This is a genomic window from Halalkalicoccus sp. CG83 (assembly GCF_037081715.1).
Lineage (GTDB): Archaea > Halobacteriota > Halobacteria > Halobacteriales > Halalkalicoccaceae > Halalkalicoccus > Halalkalicoccus ordinarius.
This window is the reverse complement of the sequence record NZ_JAZDDH010000001.1, coordinates 2,025,065-2,045,640: the sequence shown is the minus strand read 5'-3', so window position 1 is coordinate 2,045,640 and position 20,576 is coordinate 2,025,065. Positions and strand designations below refer to the sequence as shown.

Sequence of the window (20,576 nt, the reverse complement as noted above, 5' to 3'; positions counted from 1 at the left end):
GTCGCGATAATAAACGTTCCCGTCGGCGCCGACGAGGCAGCTACTCGAGGTCGGGTCGCGAGATCTCGGTCTCCTTCGAGGTGATCACCTCGATCAACGCCGGCGTCCCCTCCTCGGTCTTCTCGATGCCGCGCTCGATCGCCGCGCCGAGTTCGTCGGGGTCCTCGACGCGCTCGCCGTAGCAGTTCAGCCCCTCAGCGACGTCGGCCCAGTCGCCGTAGAACGGCGTGTCGTACGAGGCCATCTCGTAGTTGTTCAGGTAGACCGAGAGGATCGGAATGTCCTCGCGTGCGGCCGTCTCGAGGTCGAGAGCGGTCATCCCGATCGCGCCGTCGCCCCAGAGGTTGATGCAGAGCTTCTCGGGGTTGACGAGCTTCGCGCCCATCGTGAGTCCCAGGCCGTAGCCCAGCTGGGTGGTCTTGCTCCAGCCGATGTACGAGAGGGGTTCGGTCACCTCGAAGAAGGGTGCGAGGAAGTCCCGCGGGTTGCCCGCGTCGTGGGTGATGACCACCTCGTCCTTGTCGACGATCTCGTCGAGCTCACGAACGACGCGGTAGGGGTTGATCGGCGTGTCCTCCGACGTGAGTTTCGGCTCCCACTCGGAGAGCCACTCCTCGCGGACCTCCTCGATCTCGCTCGCCACGTCGTCGGCCCGCCCGCGGTCGTCCTCGACGCGACCGTCGAGTTCGTCGACCAGCACCTCGAGCGTCAGTTTGGCGTCGCCGATCAGCGAGTGGTCCGAGACGACGTCCTTGTCGATGTCGGTCGGATCGAGCGTCGAGTGGATCACCGTCTTATCGCTCGTGTCGGGAACCGTCAGCCCGTAGGCCGTGTCGGTGAACGAGCAACCGATCCCGAAGATCGTGTCCGCCTCGCGCATGAAGTGCGAGAGCTGGCCGGGCTCGCTCTTGCTGGCCGCCCCCAGCGAGAGCGGGTGGTCCTCGGGGAACGCGCTCTTTCCGTTGAGGCTCGTCGCCACGGGCGCCTCGAGCGTCTCGGCGAGTTCCAGGAGTTCGTCCCAACCCTCCGCGTAGTGGACGCCCTGTCCTGCGAAGATCACGGGGCGTTCGGCCTCGACCAGGCTCTCGGCGGCCGTCTCGACGTCCGCCGGATCCGGTCCCGACCGGCGCGACTTCGAAGGGGTGTACTCGAACTCCTCGGAGAGATCGGTGTAGAAGACGTCCTTGGGCACCTCGACCACGGAGGGCCGGGGTCGACCGTTTCGCGCCGAGCTGAACGCCCGGCGCATCGTCTCGCCGACCGCGTCGGGGTCAGCGAGCTGCTCGCAGGACTTGCTGATGTGCTGGCAGTTGACCACCGTGTTGAACTTGGGATCGACGTCCGTCTTCGCCAGGTCGTAGCCCGCGGGGATGGCGACGATCGGCGACGATTCCCCGTACGCCTGAGCGATGCCGCCGAGCGAGTTCTCGATGCCGGGACCATGCTGGCAGGCGAACGCGCCGACCTGCTCGCCCGACGTCAGCCGGCCGACCGCGTCGGCCATGTGGACGGCGGTCCGCTCCTGGCGGGTGATGATCGATCGGACCCCCGCCTCCTCCGCCGAGTCCGTGTCGAACAGCGGGTTGCTCGGGAAGCCGAACAGGTACTCTACGCCCTCCTCACTCAGTGTTGTCGCGATTGCTTCGTTGACGTCCATGTTGTCCTCACCGGTACGGTGACTGCCTCATATGCTATTCGGGGGTACGATAAGAGTTACCACTCGCGTCGGCTCCCGACGCCGGTTCTAAACGGACGATGATGAATACGGGGGCGTGGTTTCGTTCCGAAACCTTCAATCCCGGCTGCTCCACACTCGCGCGTATGTCAGAACGTCCCGACCTCGAACGGCTGTACGTCCACGAGTCGGTCGAGAACGTCATCCCGAAGCGCGCGTTCGTCGAGGCCTTCGACGACCTCGCCGTCCCCGCGGAGCTCGTCGGCGACGGCGAACGCTACGACGAGAACGACGCCGTCGTCACCTACGTACCTCGATCCGAGTTCCTCGACGCCGGCTGGATCCACTGCGCGCGGGCCGGCTACGACGAGTTCGACACCGACGCCTACGCCGAAGCGAGCGTCCCGCTGACCAACAGCTCGGGGATCCACGGCGCCACCGTCGGCGAGCTCGCCGTCGGCTACATGCTCTCGTTCGCCCGGCTGCTGCATCACTACCGGGACCACCAGAACGAGAACGAGTGGTACGCGCCCGACTACGAGCGCCCGTTTACCGTCGAGAACGAGTCGCTCTGCGTCGTCGGCCTCGGGACCCTCGGCGAGGGGATCGCCCGACGGGGCGACGCCCTCGGGATGGACGTCGTCGGGGTTCGCCGCTCGGACGAGCCTGTCCCCGGCGTCTCCGCGCTCTACGATCCCGACGAGCTCCACGACGCCATCGGCGACGCGCGGTTCGTCGCGATCGCTCTCCCGCACAACCCCTCGACGGACGGGCTGTTCTCCCGCGAGGAGTTCGAGGCGATGCACGAGGACGCCTACCTGATCAACGTCGCGCGCGGCCCGATCGTCGACGAGTACGCGCTCGTCGACGCCATCGACTCCGGCGCCATCGCGGGCGCGGCGCTCGACGTCTTCGAGACCGAGCCCCTCCCCGAGGAGTCGCCGCTGTGGGAGTTCGAGGAGGTGATCATCTCGCCACACAAGGGCTCGGCGACGAACCGCTACCACCTCGACATCGCCGACTTAGTGAAGGAGAACGTCGAGCGGTATCGATCGGGCGAGGAGCTCAGAAACCGCGTCGCCTGAGTCGGATTCCGTTTGTTCGTCGGCTATAGCGCCCTGAGGACGACCACCACGAGGCCAGCCGCGACCAACGCGATGGCACCGAGGGTCGCGAGCAACACGGGCGCGCTGAAGTACGTCAGCAGCGTGCCGGCCAGCGCCGCCCCGCCCGCGCCGACGCCGAACATGCCGAGGTACGTATACCCGTACGAGAGGCCGTGGACGTCCTCGGCGGCGTACTCGGCGATCACGACCTGGTAGATCGGGGCGGTCGCATAGAGACAGAACCCCAGGACCGCACAGACCGCGAGGAAGGGAAGGACGCCCACGCTGGCGGCGGGGAGGAAGATGACCGCGAGCACCGCGAGGGCGACGAGCGTCGACAGCAACGCGTACTCGGTTTTGACGTGGTCGGTGATCCGACCGCCGGCGTACTGACCGAGAATGCCGACCATCAGCAGGCCGGTGTAGACGTACTGTGCGGGTTCGGCCGACCGGCCCAGAACCGTATAGGTGCCGAACTGTGGGAGGTTCGCGATCATGTCGGGCATGAACGTCAACAGTCCCCGGTAGTAGGTGCCGTAGAGCATGACGATCACGAACGTGAGGGTGAAACCCGTCGTGAAGAGCAGGCGGGAATCGGCGACGATCGACCGGAGGTCGAATCCGCCGTTCTCCTCGTCGGAAGCGGTCCGTTCGTCGCCGTCGGTCCGCTCGCCGCCGTCCGTCGCGGTGGCGGCCGTCTCGTCGAACTCGATCGACGAGCCGAGTATCACGACGACGATCGCGGGTATCGCGAGCGCAACGATGACGAACCGCCAATCCAGAAAGACCAGGAGCAGAGCCGCCAACAGCGGGCCGAACGCGGTGCCGACGTTACCGCCGACGCCGTGGTACGCGAAGACCGTCCCTCGCTCCTCCGCGCCACGGCTGATCAGCGAGAGTCCGGCGGGATGGTAGATGCTCGCCGCCGCGCCCCAGACGACGATTGCCACGCCGAGCGTGTAGACGTTTGGGGCGAGCGCGAGCAGGAAGAACCCCCCGCCCATCCCGATGACCGCGGCGACGATCAGCCGCCGCGAGCCGTAGTTGTCGGCCAGTATGCCGCTGGGAAGCGCACCGACCCCGATCAGCCCGTAGCCGATGCTGACGACGATCCCGAGCACGGCCGCGGAGACGTCGAAGACGTCGAGCCAGATCACGATGAACAGCGGAATCGACAGCTCGTAGGTGTGAAAGATGCCGTGTGCGAGCATCGTGAACCCCGCGATCGACCGGTCGTTACCCTCCATCACCACCGCCTCTCTGGCACGTGTCGTGTAGACATCTCATGATGACGGAGGAACTGTCGCGAGTCCTCTTAAGCGGTAGGCTTCGGGCGGAAAACGGATCCTCTCGTACTGTCGAGACCGCTGCGGCCGTCTCGACGGCGGCCGGACCGTGGCCTGGATCGGAAGGTCGCCCTCGCGACGGGGTCCCGTCCGGGATTCGGCGTATAGTGCTGTTGGGCGTCGACGACCGCGACCGCCGCCAGGTTCACGATGCCGCGTGGACCTTTTGCGCTCGGGACGATGAACGACCCTCGCGCAAAACCTCCGCCAAAAACCGCTACTACTGTTGGGCGTCGACGACCGCGACGGCCGCCAGGTTCACGATGTCCTTGACCTCGTCGCCGCGTTGAAGGACGTGCACCGGTTCGTCCATTCCGGTCAACATCGGCCCGACGGCCTCGGCGCCGCCGAGTCGCTGGAGGAGTTTGTAGCCGATGTTGCCCGCCTCGAGGTTCGGGAACACCAGCACGTTCGCGGGCTCCTCCAGCTCCGCGAACCCGTACGTCCCGGTCAGCATCTCCTCGACGACGGCGGTGTCGGCCTGCATCTCGCCGTCGACCGGGAAGTCCACGTCCGGATCACGTCGGAGGATGCGGGCGGCCTCGCGGGGCTTTCTGGTGCCCTCGTTGTCGACGCTTCCGAAGTTCGAGTACGACAGCATCGCCGCCCGCGGCTCGACGTCGAAGCGGCGCGCGACCTCGGCGGCTCGCCGGGCGGCCTCCGCCAGCGCCCGGTGGTCGGGGTCCCGGTTCACGGTGGCGTCCGCACAGAAGACGACCCGATCGTCGAAGGTGAGCATGTAGACCCCCGCCACGTACTCGACGTTCGGGGCGGTGCCGATGACCTGCAGCGGCGGACGCACTCCCGTCGGGTAGTGACGAGTCAACCCGGTGAGCATCGCGTCGGCGTCGCCCGTCTCGACCATCACGCTGCCGAGGTAGTTCGAGTTCTGCTCGACGAGGTCAGCAGCCTCGTTTCTGGTGATTCCCTTCCGTTTCCGAAGTTCGTAGAGCCGCTCGGCGTACTCGTCGAGTTCGGCCTCCGAGGGATCGACCACGTCGGGTTCGAACTCGAGGTCGTACTCCTCGACCGTGGCCTGGATCTCGTCGCGATCGCCGATCAACAGCGGTTCGGCGATCCCCTCCTCGCGCATCCGGAACGCCGCACGGATGGTCTTCTCGTCGTCCCCTTCGGCCAACGCCACCCGTTTGGGATCGCTCTTGGCCTTGTTGAGCACGACGCGCATCATCTCGCGGGACTTGCCCAGCCGCGCCTCCAGGCGTTCGTGGTAGGTGTCGAGTTCGATCTCCTCACGTGCCGCATCGCTGGAGATCGCCGCCTGTGCAACCGCGGACGACACCTCGAACAGCACCCGTGAATCGAGCGGTTTGGGTAGGATGTACTCCGGACCGAACCGCAACGTTTCGTCCGAGTACGCCTTTCGTACCGCGTCCGGTGCGTCCTGTTTGGCGAGGTCGGCGAGCGCCTCGGCACAGGCGACCTTCATCTCCTCGTTGATCTCCGTGGCGCGAACGTCGAGCGCCCCCCGGAAGATGAAGGGAAAACACAGCACGTTGTTGACCTGGTTGGGGTAGTCCGAACGGCCCGTCGCCATGATAACGGTATCCTCCCTCGCGGTCTTGGCCTCCTCGTAGTCGATCTCGGGATCGGGGTTTGCCATCGCGAAGACGATCGGATTCTCGGCCATCGAGCGGACCATCTCCCGGGAGACGATCCCGCCGGCCGCCAGCCCAACGAAGACGTCGGCGCCCGCCATCGCGTCCGCCAGATCGCCACCCTCGTCGCTCGCGAACGGCTCGATGTACGGGTGGGGATCGCCCCGAGCCGCCCGCTCCTCGGTGATGATTCCGTCGACGTCGGACATCGTGACGTTCTCCGCTTCGACGCCCAACGAGACGAAGAAGCGGGCGGTCGCGGTCGCGGCCGCGCCCGCACCGGCGAAGGCGACCTCGAGTTCGGAGAGCTCCTTGTCGGCGATCTCGGCGGCGTTCAACAGCGCCGCTCCCGTGATGATGGCGGTGCCGTGCTGGTCGTCGTGGAAGACGGGAATCGACATCTCTTCCCTGAGTGTCTCCTCGATCTCGAAACACTCCGGGGCACGGATGTCCTCTATGTTGATCCCGCCGAACGTCGGCTCCATCGCCGCGACCGCCGAGGCGAACGCCCTCGGATCCTCGAAGTCGAGTTCGATGTCGAAGACGTCGATGTCGGCGAAGCGCTTGAACAGCACGCCTTTCCCCTCCATGACGGGCTTCGAGGCCTGCGGACCGATGTCGCCGAGCCCCAGTACGGCCGACCCGTTCGAGATCACCCCGACGAGGTTAGCCTTCGCGGTGTAGGAGTAGGCGTCGTCGGGGTTCTCGTCGATCGCCCGGCAGGGACCGGCGACGCCGGGCGAGTACGCGAGCGAGAGATCGCGCTGGGTGTTGGTCGGCTTCGTGGTAGCGATCTCGATCTTCCCCGGCGGATCGGTCCTGTGATACTCCAGTGACTCCTCCTCGAATCCCATGTTCGGCTCCTCGGTACGCGAATTGAAAAGTCATCCGACACGACCTTCCGGGATGGGACGGTCCGGACCGAATCGGTGACCATTCACGCAAAAATCCCGAAGAACTCTCGTCGTCGACCGTACTGACGTTGGGGATCGAGGACTGCGACCGTTACCAGGTTCACGATGTCGCTTGGACCCCTTTTCGCGCGAACCGACGAGCGCGTCCTCGCGAGAAGACCTCCGCCGAAAACCGCTACTGTTGCTGGGCGTCGACGACCGCGACCGCCGCCAGGTTCACGATGCCGCGTGGACCTTTTGCGCTCGGGACGATGAACGACCCTCGCGCAAAACCTCCGCCGAAAACCGCTACTGTTGCTGGGCGTCGACGACCGCGACCGCTGCCAGATTCACGATGTCCTTGACCTCGTCGCCGCGCTGGAGGACGTGGACCGGCTTGTCCAGCCCCACCAGCATCGGCCCGACGGCCTCGGCGCCGCCGAGTCGTTGGAGGAGTTTGTAGCCGATGTTGCCCGCCTCGAGGTTGGGGAACGCCAGCACGTTCGCGGGCTCCTCGAGGTCGGCGAAGTCGTAGGTGCCGTTGAGGATCTCCTCGACGACGGCGGTGTCGGCCTGCATCTCGCCGTCGACCGGGAAGTCCACGTCCGGATCACGTCGGAGGATGCGGGCGGCCTCGCGGGGCTTTCTGGTGCCCTCGTTGTCGACGCTTCCGAAGTTCGAGTACGACAGCATCGCCGCCCGCGGCTCGATGTTGAACCAGCGGACGAGGTCCGCGGTGTGGCGGGTCGCCTCGGCGAGGATCTCGGCGCTCGGGTCCTGGTTCACGGTAACGTCGACGCAGAAGACGATCCGGTTCTTGAACGTGAGCAGGTAGACGCCCGCGGCGTAGTTCGCGTCCTCGGCGGTGCCGATCACCTGCAGCGGCGGGCGCAGCGCCGAGGGGTAGTGGTGGGTCAATCCGGTGAGCATCGCGTCGGCATCGCCCATCTCGACCATCACGCTGCCGAGGTAGTTCGAGTCGCGGCGGACCATGTCCGCCGCCTCGCTCTGGGTGAAGCCTTTGCGCTGGCGGAGTTCGTAGAGGCGGTCGGCGTAGTCGTCGAGTTCGGCTTCCGTGAGGTCGACCACGTCGGGTTCGAACTCGAGGCCGAGATCGTCGATCGTCTCCTCGATCGGTCCGCGGTCACCGATCAGCAGCGGCTCTGCGATCCCCTCCTCGCGCATCTGGAAGGCCGCCCGGATCATCTTCTCGTCCTCGCCCTCCGCGAGCGCCACGCGCTTGGGGTCGCTCTTGGCCTTGTTGAGCACGACGCGCATCATCTCGCGGGACTTCCCGAGACGGGCCTCGAGCCGTTCGCGATACTGGTCGAGTTTGACCTCCTCGCGGGCGGCGCCGCTCGAGATCGCCGCCTGCGCGACCGCCGGCGCAACCTCGAACAACACCCGCGGGTCGACGGGTTTCGGGAGGATGTACTCGGGGCCGAACTGGAGCGGTTGGTCGCCGTACGCCTTGACCACGGCGTCGGGGACGTCCTGTTTGGCGAGGTCGGCGAGCGCCTCGGCACAGGCGACCTTCATCTTCTCGTTGATCTCCGTCGCGCGAACGTCGAGCGCCCCCCGAAAGATGAACGGGAAGCCAAGCACGTTGTTGACCTGGTTGGGGTAGTCCGAACGGCCCGTCGCCATGATCACCGTGTCGTCGCGTGCACTCTTGGCGGTCTCGTAGTCGATCTCGGGATCGGGGTTTGCCATCGCGAAGATGATCGGGTCGCTCGCCATCGAACGGACCATCTCCTGGTCGACGATCCCGCCGATCGACAGCCCGACGAGTACGTCCGCACCCTCCATCGCGTCCGCGAGGTCGCCCTCGGGGACGTCCCGGGCGAACTCGCGTTTGAACTCGTTCACCTCCTGGGAGCGCGATTCGGTGATGATACCCGAGGAGTCACACATCGTGATGTTCTCGCGCTGGACCCCCAGCGAGACGTAGAACCGGGCGCTGGCGATCGCGCTCGCGCCCGCACCGGAGAAGACGACCTCGAGTTCGGAGAGCTCCTTGTCGGCGATCTCGGCGGCGTTGAGCAGTCCGGCGCCGGAGATGATGGCGGTGCCGTGCTGGTCGTCGTGGAAGACGGGGATCGACATCTCTTCCCTGAGTGTCTCCTCGATCTCGAAACACTCGGGCGCCTTGATGTCCTCGAGGTTGATCCCGCCGAACGTCGGCTCCATCGCCCGCGTCGCCGCGATCATCGACTCCGGGTCCTCGAGGTCGAGTTCGATGTCGAAGACGTCGATGTCGGCGAAGCGCTTGAACAGCACGCCTTTCCCCTCCATGACTGGCTTCGAGGCCTGCGGGCCGATGTCGCCCAACCCGAGGACGGCCGACCCGTTCGAGATCACTCCCACGAGGTTGCCCTTCGCGGTGTACTGGTAGGCGTCGTCGGGGTTCTCGTCGATCGCCCGGCAGGGACCGGCGACGCCGGGCGAGTACGCGAGCGAGAGGTCGCGCTGGGTGTTGGTCGACTTGGTCGTCGCGATCTCGATCTTGCCGGGAGGGTCCTCTCGATGGTATTCGAGGGAGTCGTCTTCGAGTGACATACCGGACCGTCTACCGATGTCCGTAAAAAGGTATCGTCGGAGGCGAAAGGCGCGTTCGACGATCGTCGATGTCCACGATGAAAACACCCATGACATCGGGACCCAAATCGGGGAGCATGTCCACCGTCGAAACGTTCGAACACTCCCTCGAGGGGCTGGCCGTCGAGACCACCCGTCTCGCGCCCGAGTCGTTCGAGGAGGTCCTCGAGGAGATCGTCACCGAACCCGCCGTCGGCGCGCGCCCGGGCGTCGAGGGCGTCTCGCTCGAGGACACCGCCGTCGCCCTGGACCCGACCCCCCACCAGCTGGAGGAGGCGGTCACCGGCGTCACCGGTGCCGTTCTCGGCATCGCGGACTACGGCTCGGTCGTGCTGCGCTCGACGTCCGACGGGACGGAGCCGGTGAGCCTGTTCTGTGACGATCACGTCGTCGTCCTCGACGCCGACGACGTCGTCGCCGACATGCCGACCGCGATCGGCTGGATGGCCGCGAACGTCGGCGACGCCCGCGAGAGCGCGATCATCGCGACCGGGCCGAGCGCCACGGCCGACATGGGTGCGCTGGTTCGGGGTGCCCACGGCCCGAAACGAGTCCACGTCCTCATCGTCGAGTCATGAGCGCCGACAGGGAGGAGAAGGCGGCCCACATCCGCCGACTGCTCGATACGGAGGGCGACAGCGTCCAGGAGAACACCCGCGTGTTCAATCAGGGACGCTACACCGCCGTCGAGGACCTGGAGGAGTACGAGGAGCTCAAGACTCGCGCACGCGCGATCAAGGAGGACGCGATCGAGCGTCTGCCGGAGCTGATCGATCAGCTCACGGAGACCGTCGAGGAGAACGGCGGGAACGTCTACTTGGCGAGCGACGCGGCGGACGCGAACCGTTACATCGAGGAGGTCGCCGGCGACGCCGGAACGCTGGTGAAGAGCAAGTCGATGACCAGCGAGGAGATCGACGTGAACGAGCATCTCGAACGAGCGGGCGTCGACGTCTACGAGACCGACCTCGGCGAGTTCGTCATCCAGCTCGCCGAGGAGTCGCCCTCACACATCGTCGGCCCGGCGATCCACAAGTCCCGCGAGGAGATCGCCGACCTGTTCAACCACGAGTTCGAGCCCGAGGAGCCCCTCGAGACCGCGGAGGAGCTCACCATGTTCGCCCGGGAGTACCTCGGCGAGCGGGTGAAGGAGGCGGACGTCGGCATGACGGGCGCGAACTTCGTCGTCGCCGAGAGCGGGACGCTAGCGCTGGTCACGAGCGAGGGCAACGCCCGCAAGTGTGCGGTCGCGCCCGACACCCACGTCGCGGTCGCGGGCGTCGAGAAGATCGTCCCCGCCTTCGAGGAGCTCCAGCCGTTCATCGAGCTGATCGGTCGCTCGGGAACCGGCCAGGACATCACGTCCTATCTCTCGTTGTTCACGCCGCCGGTCTCCACGCCGGCGATCGACTTCGAGAGTGAGGCCCCGATCACCGAGAACGACGCCGAACGCGAGTTCCACCTGGTGTTGCTCGACAACGGCCGGATGGCGATGCGCGAGGACCCCGAACTGAAGGAGACGCTCTACTGCATCCGCTGTGGCGCGTGTGCGAACGTCTGTGCGAACTTCCAGCACGTCGGCGGCCACGCCTTCGGCGGCGAGACCTACTCCGGCGGCATCGCCACCGGTTGGGAGGCGGGCGTCCATAGCCAGGAGAGCGCCGGGGAGTTCAACGACCTCTGTACGGGCTGTACGCGCTGTGTCAACCAGTGTCCGGTGAAGATCGACATTCCCTGGATCAACGAGGTCGTCAGGGACAGAATCAACCACGGCGAGGAGCCAAGCGAGTTCGAGTTCCTCGTCGAGGGCCTCACGCCGGATGCGGAGCCGAGCGGGCTCGACGTCCAGAAGCGGTTCTTCGGCAACTTCGGGACGGTCGCGAGGCTCGGCAGCGCGACGGCGCCGGTCTCGAACTGGCTGGCCGAGCTGCCGCCGACACGCTGGGCGATGGAGCGAACGCTGGGGATCGACCGGCGGCGCGAGCTCCCGACGTTCGCGAACGAGACCCTTCGAGACTGGTTCGTCGCCCGCGAGGGCCTCCCCGCCGCTGAGGCCGATCGTGAGGTCGTCCTCTATCCCGACACCTACACCGACTACGTCTCCCCCGAGCGGGGGAAGGCAGCGGTGCGGACGCTCGAGGCGCTCGGCGTCTCGGTGATCGTACCCGACGTACCCGAGAGCGGGCGTGCGCCGCTCAGCCAGGGGATGCTCTCGACGGCGAGCGTCCAGGCCCACGAGGTCTACGCGGAGCTCGCCGAGCACCTCGACGCCGGCCGCGACGTGGTCGCCATCGAGCCGAGCGACCTGGCGATGTTCCTCGGCGAGTACGAGAAGTTCCTCCCCGAACGCTCGTTCGAGCGGCTCTCGGAGAACAGCTACGAGGTCCTCGAGTACGTCTACGGGCTGGTCTCGAACGACCCCGAGAAGGCGGACGTCCTCTCGGACGGGCCCGGTCGGGTCGCCTACCACAGTCACTGCCAGCAACGGACGCTGGGCCTCGAGGGCTACACCACGACGCTGCTCGAGGAGCTGGACTACGACGTCCTCACCTCGACGGTCGAGTGCTGTGGGATGGCGGGTTCCTTCGGCTACAAGGAGCAGTACTACGAGCTCGCGATGGACGTCGGCTACGAGCTCCAGGACGAGTTCGAGGAGCGCGGCGAGCGCGATCGAACGGTGCTCGCGAGCGGCACCTCGTGTACCGATCAGCTCGACGCGTTGCTGGATCGGAAGCCGCGACACCCGATCGAGTCGATCGCGCCCGGCCCCGAGTAGGGGCGGGGCTCAGAAGAGGTTCGGGAACAGCACGTACGAGAACAGCATCGCCCAGAACCCGACGAAGACGGCGTAGTAGATCAGCGGGATCAGGTTCAGGCGCATGACGCGCCCCTCCTGGCCGACGAGACCGACCGTCGCCAGCGCCGCGACCAGGTTGTGAATGGCGACGAGGTTACCGATCGCGCCGCCGACGGCCTGCGCACCGACGATGATCTGCGTCGGCAGTTCGAGCTGTTGGGCGGCCTCGAACTGGAAGCCGCCGAAGGTGATGTTGGAGACGGTGTTCGAGCCGGCCATCGCCGCACCGAGCGCGCCGATGAGCGCCGCGATCGCCGGATAGGCGGGACCGAACAGGTTCGCGGTCGCCGTCGCGAGCACGACGATCATGCTTCCCTCGGCCGGGGCACCGGGGTGGGCGCCGGAGTTGATCATCACCTGCACCATCGCGATGACGAAGACCAGCGCGATGAAGGGTGAGACGAGCTTCTCTGCGGCCTCGCGCCACGCCGCGGAGACCTGTCCACCGTTCATGCCGAAGATCGGGATCGCAAGCAGCGCGCTCACGATCAGCCAGAAGCCGGGGACGTTCATCCACGCGATGCTACTGGCGAGTCCGGTGCCGAGGATCTCCTGCCACTCGATGATGAACGTCGGCCGGTTGATGAACTCGGAGATCGGGTCGATCGCGCGGGTGATCACGAGCAACACGACCAGTATGAGGTACGGCGACCACGCGCGAGCGAGCGACATCTCCGAGTTGCGAGCGACGCCACCGTCGGCGGCGACCGCCTCGTCGGGTCCGCCCGTCGTCGCGCCGTTCTCGCCGGGTTCGATCGTGCCGACCCAGTGGTCGGGCCACTCGTCACGCGGCGGGAAGTCCCAGCGGGTGTCCGGAAGGAAGTAGCCCGCCTTCAGCGCGCTGACGACGATCGCCCCGCCGACCATCGAACCGATGAGGCTGGGGAACTCCGCGGTGAAGAACCACGCCGACAGCCAGTACGGAACCGCGAAGGCGATCCCCGAGAACAGACACAGCGGCGCGACCTCCCAGGCGGGCGCGAGCGATCGCTCGTCGCGGTCGCCGAAGAAGTACACCACCATCCCCACCGCGAACAGCGGCATCGCGAAGCCGACGAGCGTGTGGTACGTCGCCGCCCAGGCGGCGACCTGTTGTGAGTACTCGGGAACGGAGTAGCCGCCCTGGGCGATCGCGTCCTGGAAGCCCGTCGCGGCCAGCGGGTCCTGGATCCCGATGATGATCGGCGTCCCGACGGCGCCGTAGGTCACCGCGATGATGTGGCCGATGATGGCCGCGACGACCGCGGCCAGCGCCGGAAAGCCGAGCCCCAGAAGCAGCGGCGCGACGACCGCGGCGGGCGTACCGAAGCCCGCCGCCCCCTCGATGAACGTCGCGAGGAAGAACGCGAGCAGGACGATCTGGACGCGCCGGTCGTCGCTGATCGTGGCGAAACCTCGGTTGATCCGGTCGAACGCGCCCGCCTGCATCAGCGTATAGAGCAGGACGAGCGCGCCGAAGACGATCCAGAGGATCGAGAGCGCCGTCATCACGCCGACGATCGACGCCGCCGCCAGCCAGTCGGGCGGCATGTTCCAGACGAAGAAGCCGACCAGAAGCGCCGTTATCCAGGCGATCGGCATCGCTCGGGTCGCCGGCCAGAGGAACCCGACGAGCAACACCGCACCGATGAGCAGCGGCAGTGCCGCGGCTCCGAGCTCGACTACGCTTACCATGTCGGTTCTACGCCTCTCGTTCCAAGAACGGTTTCCTCATCTATCACGTACACTGTGAACACCTCACGCCTACCTCTCATTGCATCTCTAATAACTATGATGGTTTCTACTACTAGTACGCGGTAGCAAATATCGTCAGACGGAACGGCCCCGCGGCCCAACTCAGGGAGCGAGCGCGGCCTCGACCTTCTCGATCGGGTGGGGCGGGTTCTCCGAACGCTCGTCGCGGTCGCCGATCTGGCTGCGACAGGACGCGCCGGGCGCGACGACCTCCTCGCCGTCACTCCGGTCGATCTTCTCGAAGAGCAGCGAGGCGATCGACTTCGAGAGGTCGTAGTGTTCGGCCTCGTAGCCGAACGAACCCGCCATCCCACAGCAGCCCGAATCGAGCGGATCGACCTCGTAGCCCGCCCGGCGAAGGACGCCCACCGCGTGGTGGTCCTTCGCCGTCGCCTTCTGGTGACAGTGACCGTGGTAGGTGAGCGATCCGCCGGCGTCGATCAGCCGGCCGTCGTCGTTCAGCCCGTCGATCAGTCGATGGGTGTCGAGATACTCCATGACGCCGTAGGCGTGCTCAGCCAGCCGATCGGTCGCCTCGCCGGGCACGATGTCGCGGTACTCGTCCTGGAAGACGACGGCGTCGGAGGGCTCGATCGCGACGACCTCCCAGCCGTCGTCGAGGTAGCTCGAGAACGCCTCGACGTTCGCCCGTGCGCGCTTCTCCGCGAGATCGAGCATCCCGGTCGAGTAGGCCGCCCGGCCGCTGGGCGCACAGTCGTCGGGGATTCGTACGTGGACGCCCGCCGCCTCGAGCACCCGGATCGCGGCCTTCCCCGGTTCGGGGTAGCTGTAGTTGGTGAACGTATCCGGGAAGAGCAGGACCTTCCGGTCGGCCTCGGCCTCGCTGATGCGCGGTCCGCGCGCTTCGTACCACTCCTCGAGCGACTCGCTCTCGAAGTACGGCAGCTTCCGGTCGCTCGCGACGCCGACGGCCTTCTCCATGAGTTTGCGCGAGCCGGGGAGCTTCGGACCGACGTTCGAGATCGGCGCGAGCTTGCTCCCGAGCCACGAGAGCCGGTCGATGTTCGCGAACACCCGCGTCCGGAGGCTCGGGTCCTCGCGCTGGTGGTACTGGTGTTTGACCTCCGTCTTGAGCTTCGCCATGTCGACGCCCGTCGGGCAGTCGTTCTTACAGCCCTTACAGCCCACACAGAGGTCGAGCACCTCCTCCTGGAACTGCTTGGTGAACATCTCCTCCTCGTCGATCTCGCCGGAGATCGCCGCACGAAGCATGTTCGCCCGGCCGCGGGTGGTCTCGATCTCGTCCTTCGAGCCCCGGTAGGTCGGACACATCACGTCGTCGGTCTGCCGGCAGGTGCCACAGCCGTTACAGAGCTCGACGAGCTGTGAGAAGCCCCCCTCCTTCGAGAAGTCGAGCTTGGTCTGGGGTTCGACCGAGCTGTACTCCGCGCCGTATCGGAGGTTCTCGCGCATGTCGGTCGGGTCGTCCTCGGTGTGAACGACCTTCCCCGGGTTCATCCGCCAGTCGGGGTCGAACGCCTCCTTGATCTCGAGGAACGCCTCCCAGAGGTCGTCGCCGTACATCTTGCGGTTGAACTGGGTTCGTGCCAGTCCGTCGCCGTGCTCGCCCGAGAAGGAGCCGTGGCGCTCCTTCACGAGGTCGGTGACGTCGTCGGCGATCGAGAGCATCTTCTGGATGTCACCGTCCTCCTTGAGGTTGAGGATCGGCCGGATGTGCAGGGTGCCGCTTCCCGCGTGCGCGAAGTAGGCTGCGGAGGTGTCGTGGTTCTCGAGGATCTCCATGAACTCCTGGACGTACTCCGCGAGCTCCTCGGGGGGGACCGTCGCGTCCTCGATGAACGGGTAGGGTTTCGGATCGCCCTCCAGGCTCATCAGCAGCGGGATCGCGGCCTTCCGCAGCTTCCACATCTGGGCCTGGTCGTCCTCGGTGTAGGCCTCGAGCACGTCGAAGGCGTCGCCCTCCTCGACGAAGTGGGCGTTCGTCTCCCGGATGGGCTCCTCTAAGTCCTCGTGGAGCTCCGAGTCGAACTCGAGCATGATCGAGGCCTCCGTACCGTCCGGGATCGGCTCCTCGTACTGGGCGAACTCCTCGTTGTCACGCGCGAGTCGGAACACCTCGCTGTCCATCAGTTCGACCGCGCTGGGCTCGAACTCCAGGGCCTCGGGTACGGCTCTAAGCGCGTCGATCAGGTCGTCGAAGCAGTAGAGCGCGAGCGAGGTCTCCTCGGGGAGCGTCACCAGCGAGATCTCCGCCTCGACGATCACGCCCAGCGAGGACTCCGAGCCGACCAGCAGCTTCGAGAGGTTGATCACGCGCTCGCCCGCCTCGTTCTCGTAGATCACGCGATCGAGGTTGTAGCCCGAGACGTTGCGCTTGAGTTCGGGATAGCGCGCCTCGATCTCCTCCTCGTGCTCCTCGACGAGCCCTCGAACGGTCTCGTAGATCGCCGCCTCGCGGTCGTCCTTCGAGACGATCTCCTCGTACTCCGGGGAGTCGAGGACGACCTCGCGGGTGTGGATCAGCGAACCGTCGGAGAGGACGACCTTCAGCTCCTCGGTGTAGGCGTCGGTGATGCCGTAGCGCACCGAGTGCGCTCCCGTACTGTTGTTGCCCATGCCGCCGCCGATCGTCGCGCGGTTCGAGGAGGCGGGGTCGGGCGCGAACTTCAGGCCCCACTGGCCGGCGTACTCGTCGAAGTGGTCCTGGACGACGCCGGGCTGGACGCGCGCTCGCTTCTCGTCGGGCCGGAGGTCGAGGATCTCGTCCATGTAGACGGTCATGTCGAGCACCACGCAGCCCGGCCCGACCGCCTGGCCGGCGAGCGACGACCCCGCGCCGCGGGCGATGATCGGGACGTCGTGCTTCTCGGCGACCCGCACCGCCGCCCGGACGTCCTCGACGTTACGGGGGAAGACCGCGCCCGCGGGCCGGGCCTGGTAGATGCTGCCGTCGGTCGCGTACAGCACCTGACTGTACTCGTCGAAGCGCACCTCGCCCGCGACGGCGCCACGGAGGTCCTCCGCGAGCGCGACGTACTCCTCTGCGTCGGGGTGGTCGTGTCCGCGTTCCTCGCGGTAGGTCTCGAACTGGCTCATGTCCCCGTGGGGCTTGCGGAGCGTCGAGGGCTCGATGATCTCCTCGACCGAGGCCGCCTCCATCATCTCCTGGGAGTGGTCCGCGTCACCGGCGGGCTCTATCGGGGTTTCGTCCACTGGAGTTTTGGCCATACTCGAAGCGTGTGTGATCGACCGGCATAAACGCTACGTCCGTCGTTCCCACGCGACGAGGGGGCACGTTTTGCCCCGACCACGCCGATTAACCCACGGGCGGGCGAGGCGGGAGGCATGGATCTCATCCATGTGAACGTCAACGTCGCGGACGCCGAGGAGACGATCGAGTTCTACGAGCAGTTCGGCTTCGAGGAGTCCTGGGAGTTCGAGACGCCCGACGGCGAGACCCAGAACCGCTACATCGCAGCGGACAACGGCGTCGAACTCCAGCTCTCCGATACGGAGGGCGAGAACGAGTTCGAGGCCGGATCGGCGTGGGATCACCTCGCGATCGGCGTCGACGACATCGACAGCGTGTTCGAGGAGATCGATCACTACGGCGTCGACAAGGAACCCGCCGACCAACCCGAGGCCGGCGCTCGGACCGCGTTCGTCCGCGACCCGGACGGTCGGCGGGTCGAACTCGTCGAGTCGCTCGAATAAAAAAACCGTCGTCGGGGTCCCGATTACAGGATGTCGGCGGCTTCCGCCTTGTCGACGATGTCTTGGGCCATCTTGTTGGTCGCCTCGTCGACCATCTGGCCGTCGACCTTCACTGCACCCTTGCCCTCCTCCATCGCCTGAGCGTACTCCTCGACGATCCGCTGGGCGCGCTCGGCGGTCTCCGGGTCGGGCGCGAAGATCTCGTTCGCGATCTCGATCTGGCTGGGGTGGATCGCCCACTTGCCGTCACAGCCGATCATGTTGGCGTTGTTACACGAATCCCGGAAGCCCTGCTCGTCCTCGATGTCGGCGTAGGGGCCGTCGAGACACGGAAGGCCCGCGCTCTTCGCCGCGGCGTTGCACTCCGAGAGCGCGTGGTGCCAGTAGTGGCCCGGGTAGTCGGGGAACTGGCCGATGTCGAGTCCGGGAGTCCCCATCGCGGCGGAGTAGTCGCCCGGTCCGAAGATGATGCTCGAGAGGCGATCGCTCGCGTGGGCGATCTCGTGGACCCGGTGCATCCCCTCGCCGTCCTCGATCTGGGGCTCGAGGCCGATCGCGCCGACCTCGAGGCCGGCGTTCTCCTCGACCTGCGTGAGGAGGTTCTCCACGGTGTGGATGTCGCTCGCGCCCTTGACCTTCGGAATGATGATGTCGTCGATGTGCTCGCCCGCCGCGCTCACGACGTCGATGACGTCGTCGTACCACCACTCGGTGTCGATCCCGTTCATCCGGAAGGAGAGCACCTTTCCGCTCCAGTCGTGTTCCTGGGCGGCGTTGATGAGGGGCTCTCTGGCATCCGGCTTCGCGTTCGGTGCGACCGAGTCCTCCAGGTCGAGGAACACCTCGTCCGCCGCGCTGTTCGAGGCGCTCTTCATGAAGTTCTCGTCGCTCGCCGGTGTCGCTAACTGCGTTCGTCGAAGTGTGACATCGCTCATAGTTGGGTTCCGTCCACTGCACACTCGCTTCGGATGTGGCATAAAGATATCCCAATACGGAACGTCGCCGTCGGTTGATCGTCGGTTCCTGCTCTCCGAACGGGGTCGTTCCGGCCATCGATGTAATGATTCATCGTATCGTACAACGTTCGTTAACCGCTTGGAGGAAAAAGGAACGGTCCGATAGTACCGTCCTATGAACGGTTGACGGGCGCAGGAACGATTGCGTTCGTCATAAATGAACGGATTCGCGGATGAGCCGAAATCAGTCCTTCCAGACGGAACGGTCGTTGTCACGCGTCGTCCGCCCGTTCCGAGGGACGCCGATCCGGACGTCGCGTTTCGTCTCGATACGCGTTCGTCATCGGGTGTGCGGTCCAAACGGACGGACGTTCAACCGTACTGAACGCACCGTTCCACCAGTGGAACTTATTACCGGTCGGCTGGTACGGGCCGTCATGGAATCCGCCAAGCCGGTCACCGTGGGGGCGACGGAGACCAGCCTCCGGATCATCGACGCCCTCCGAATGCTCGACGGGGCGGGTGTGACCGATCTCGCGGAGCATCTCGAGCTGCCGAAGAGCACGGTCCACAACCACCTCCAGACGCTTCGGCGCAACGAGTACGTGACCAAACAGGGTAGCGAGTACGCCGTCGGGCTCCGTTTCCTCCAGCTCGGCGAGCACGCCCGCGACCGTCGTCCGATCGCGACGATCGCCCCGCCCGAGATCGACAAGCTCGCCGAGGAGACCCGGGAGATGGCGAACCTCCTCGTCGAGGAACACGGCCGAGGCGTCTTTCTCTACCGTGCGAAGGGCGCGGATGCCGTCCACATGGACACTCATGCCGGAAAGCGCGTCCCGCTCCACACTACCGGCTTCGGAAAGGCGATCCTCGCCCACCTTCCCGACGAACGCGTCGAACGGATCCTCGATCGACACGGGCTGCCCGCCGTCACCCCGAGCACCATCACCGACCGTGGCCGACTACTCGAGGAACTCGAGACGATTCGCGAACGCGGGTACGCTTACGACGACGAGGAGCGCCTCGAGGGACTACGCTGTGTCGCCGCACCCGTCATCGTCGACGACGACGTGCTCGGCGCGGTCAGCGTCTCGGGACCGAGAAGCCGGATCCGCGACGACTGGTACCGTGAGGAGCTCCCCTCGCTCGTGATGAGCACCGCGAACGTCATCGAGATCAACAGCACGTACGCGTGAATTATATTACAGCGGTACGGATGTAATACGATCGAGAACTCGACGTCCATACATCTGGATAGCGGGCGCTCGATCGGGCGGATCGCGTTCTCGGAGGCATCCGTAGCGGGTACGCCTCGATATGTCGAGTTCCGCGGACGTCCTACATCGGACTGGTCCGGGGATCGACGCCCTCGGCGGCCTCGGAACCCCTCGTCTCCGGGTCCGTCTCGATGTGCCAGCGCCCGATCTCCTCGTCGTACTCGGCGAGCAGCTCGCTGATCTCCTCCTTGAGGTCGTCGTCGTTGATGTCGACTTCGAGGACGAACCCCTCGCTGTCCCCGAACTGACTCTTCCCGTTGATGTTCGCGCTGACGACGTCGCCGTCGAAGTAGTACGGCGCGACCCGCGTCATCGGTCCCTGATAGACCGTGTCCTCGACCGCCCGGAGGACCTTCCGGCCGGCCGTGTCCGCGGCCCGCGTCGCGTAGTCGAACGATTCGTGGGCAGTACTACGGGCGTTTTCCTCGTCGTCGCCTATCTGCTCGTACGACTCGCCCAGTTTCTCGCCGGCCGTCCGGAGGTCCTCCTCGGCGGACTGGTCGGCCCGTTCGCCGCTTCCCTCGTCGACGCTCGCCTGCTTCGACGTCTTTCGGCTCATCTCCTCGTCGAGCCGTTCGTCGGCCTTCGGACGCCACTGCTCCCACGCCTCGAACTCCTCGGGATCGACGTCGGCCTCCTCGAGTGCTTCCGTGACTCGTTCGCCGTGCTCGACGATCTCGGCCCAGGTTCCGGTGACCTTGAATCCCGAAACGCTTTCCTCCATGTCGGCTCACCTCGATTCTATCGTGCGGTTTCGTTCGAACGTAGGGACGGAATCCAAATGAACGTTTCTGTCAAGTACGATATCGTTCGCGTCGA

The 20,576-nt window shown here is 66.0% G+C and carries 13 protein-coding genes; 5 read left to right on the top strand and 8 right to left on the bottom strand.

Annotated features, from left to right (window positions below):
• Positions 1 to 40: 40 nt before the first annotated feature.
• The gene (locus V0Z78_RS10660; RefSeq protein WP_336344611.1) at positions 41 to 1,657 is read right to left on the bottom strand and encodes a thiamine pyrophosphate-requiring protein; all 1,617 of its coding nucleotides are present in this window, start codon (positions 1,655 to 1,657) and stop codon (positions 41 to 43) included.
• A 164-nt stretch (positions 1,658 to 1,821) separates the two neighbouring features.
• Between V0Z78_RS10660 and ddh the strand changes: the two genes are divergently transcribed.
• The gene (gene ddh / locus V0Z78_RS10655; protein WP_336344610.1) at positions 1,822 to 2,760 is read left to right on the top strand and encodes a D-2-hydroxyacid dehydrogenase; all 939 of its coding nucleotides are present in this window, start codon (positions 1,822 to 1,824) and stop codon (positions 2,758 to 2,760) included.
• 23 nt (positions 2,761 to 2,783) lie between these two features.
• Here the strand turns inward: ddh and V0Z78_RS10650 are convergent, their stop codons facing one another.
• The 3 genes from V0Z78_RS10650 to V0Z78_RS10640 form a co-directional block, all read right to left on the bottom strand.
• Positions 2,784 to 4,028: an MFS transporter gene (locus V0Z78_RS10650; RefSeq protein ID WP_336344609.1), complete on the bottom strand. Its 1,245-nt coding sequence runs from the start codon at positions 4,026 to 4,028 to the stop codon at positions 2,784 to 2,786.
• A gap of 319 nt (positions 4,029 to 4,347) precedes the next feature.
• Positions 4,348 to 6,597, bottom strand: coding sequence for an NADP-dependent malic enzyme (locus tag V0Z78_RS10645; protein WP_336344608.1), 2,250 nt, complete (start codon positions 6,595 to 6,597; stop codon positions 4,348 to 4,350).
• 348 nt (positions 6,598 to 6,945) lie between these two features.
• The gene (locus tag V0Z78_RS10640) at positions 6,946 to 9,195 is read right to left on the bottom strand and encodes an NADP-dependent malic enzyme (protein WP_336344607.1); all 2,250 of its coding nucleotides are present in this window, start codon (positions 9,193 to 9,195) and stop codon (positions 6,946 to 6,948) included.
• Positions 9,196 to 9,311: 116 nt separating this feature from the next.
• Here V0Z78_RS10640 and V0Z78_RS10635 point away from each other — a divergent pair, with 116 nt between their 5' ends.
• Positions 9,312 to 9,812 carry an LUD domain-containing protein gene (locus V0Z78_RS10635; RefSeq protein WP_336344606.1) on the top strand — a complete coding sequence of 167 codons (501 nt, stop codon included), beginning with the start codon at positions 9,312 to 9,314 and terminating at the stop codon, positions 9,810 to 9,812.
• Positions 9,809 to 12,010: an LUD domain-containing protein gene (locus V0Z78_RS10630; protein WP_336344605.1), complete on the top strand. Its 2,202-nt coding sequence runs from the start codon at positions 9,809 to 9,811 to the stop codon at positions 12,008 to 12,010. Before V0Z78_RS10635 ends, V0Z78_RS10630 begins: the two co-directional genes overlap by 4 nt.
• Positions 12,011 to 12,019: 9 nt before the next feature.
• On the opposite strand, the gene V0Z78_RS10625 is transcribed toward V0Z78_RS10630, so the two are convergent.
• Both V0Z78_RS10625 and V0Z78_RS10620 read right to left on the bottom strand, forming a co-directional pair.
• The gene (locus tag V0Z78_RS10625) at positions 12,020 to 13,765 is read right to left on the bottom strand and encodes an L-lactate permease (protein WP_336344604.1); all 1,746 of its coding nucleotides are present in this window, start codon (positions 13,763 to 13,765) and stop codon (positions 12,020 to 12,022) included.
• A 162-nt stretch (positions 13,766 to 13,927) separates the two neighbouring features.
• Entirely contained in the window at positions 13,928 to 16,903 is a 2,976-nt protein-coding gene (locus V0Z78_RS10620; RefSeq protein ID WP_336345180.1) for an FAD-binding and (Fe-S)-binding domain-containing protein, read from the bottom strand.
• 249 nt (positions 16,904 to 17,152) lie between these two features.
• Here V0Z78_RS10620 and V0Z78_RS10615 point away from each other — a divergent pair, with 249 nt between their 5' ends.
• Positions 17,153 to 17,521, top strand: a complete 369-nt coding sequence (locus V0Z78_RS10615; RefSeq protein WP_336344603.1) for a VOC family protein — start codon at positions 17,153 to 17,155, stop codon at positions 17,519 to 17,521.
• 23 nt (positions 17,522 to 17,544) lie between these two features.
• Here V0Z78_RS10615 and V0Z78_RS10610 read toward each other — a convergent pair whose 3' ends face one another.
• Positions 17,545 to 18,456 carry an HpcH/HpaI aldolase/citrate lyase family protein gene (locus V0Z78_RS10610; protein WP_336344602.1) on the bottom strand — a complete coding sequence of 304 codons (912 nt, stop codon included), beginning with the start codon at positions 18,454 to 18,456 and terminating at the stop codon, positions 17,545 to 17,547.
• A 458-nt stretch (positions 18,457 to 18,914) separates the two neighbouring features.
• On the opposite strand from V0Z78_RS10610, the gene V0Z78_RS10605 reads away from it, so the two are divergent.
• Positions 18,915 to 19,676, top strand: coding sequence for an IclR family transcriptional regulator (locus tag V0Z78_RS10605; RefSeq protein ID WP_336344601.1), 762 nt, complete (start codon positions 18,915 to 18,917; stop codon positions 19,674 to 19,676).
• 142 nt (positions 19,677 to 19,818) lie between these two features.
• On the opposite strand, the gene V0Z78_RS10600 is transcribed toward V0Z78_RS10605, so the two are convergent.
• Positions 19,819 to 20,481, bottom strand: coding sequence for a DUF5828 family protein (locus tag V0Z78_RS10600; protein WP_336344600.1), 663 nt, complete (start codon positions 20,479 to 20,481; stop codon positions 19,819 to 19,821).
• Positions 20,482 to 20,576: the final 95 nt, after the last annotated feature.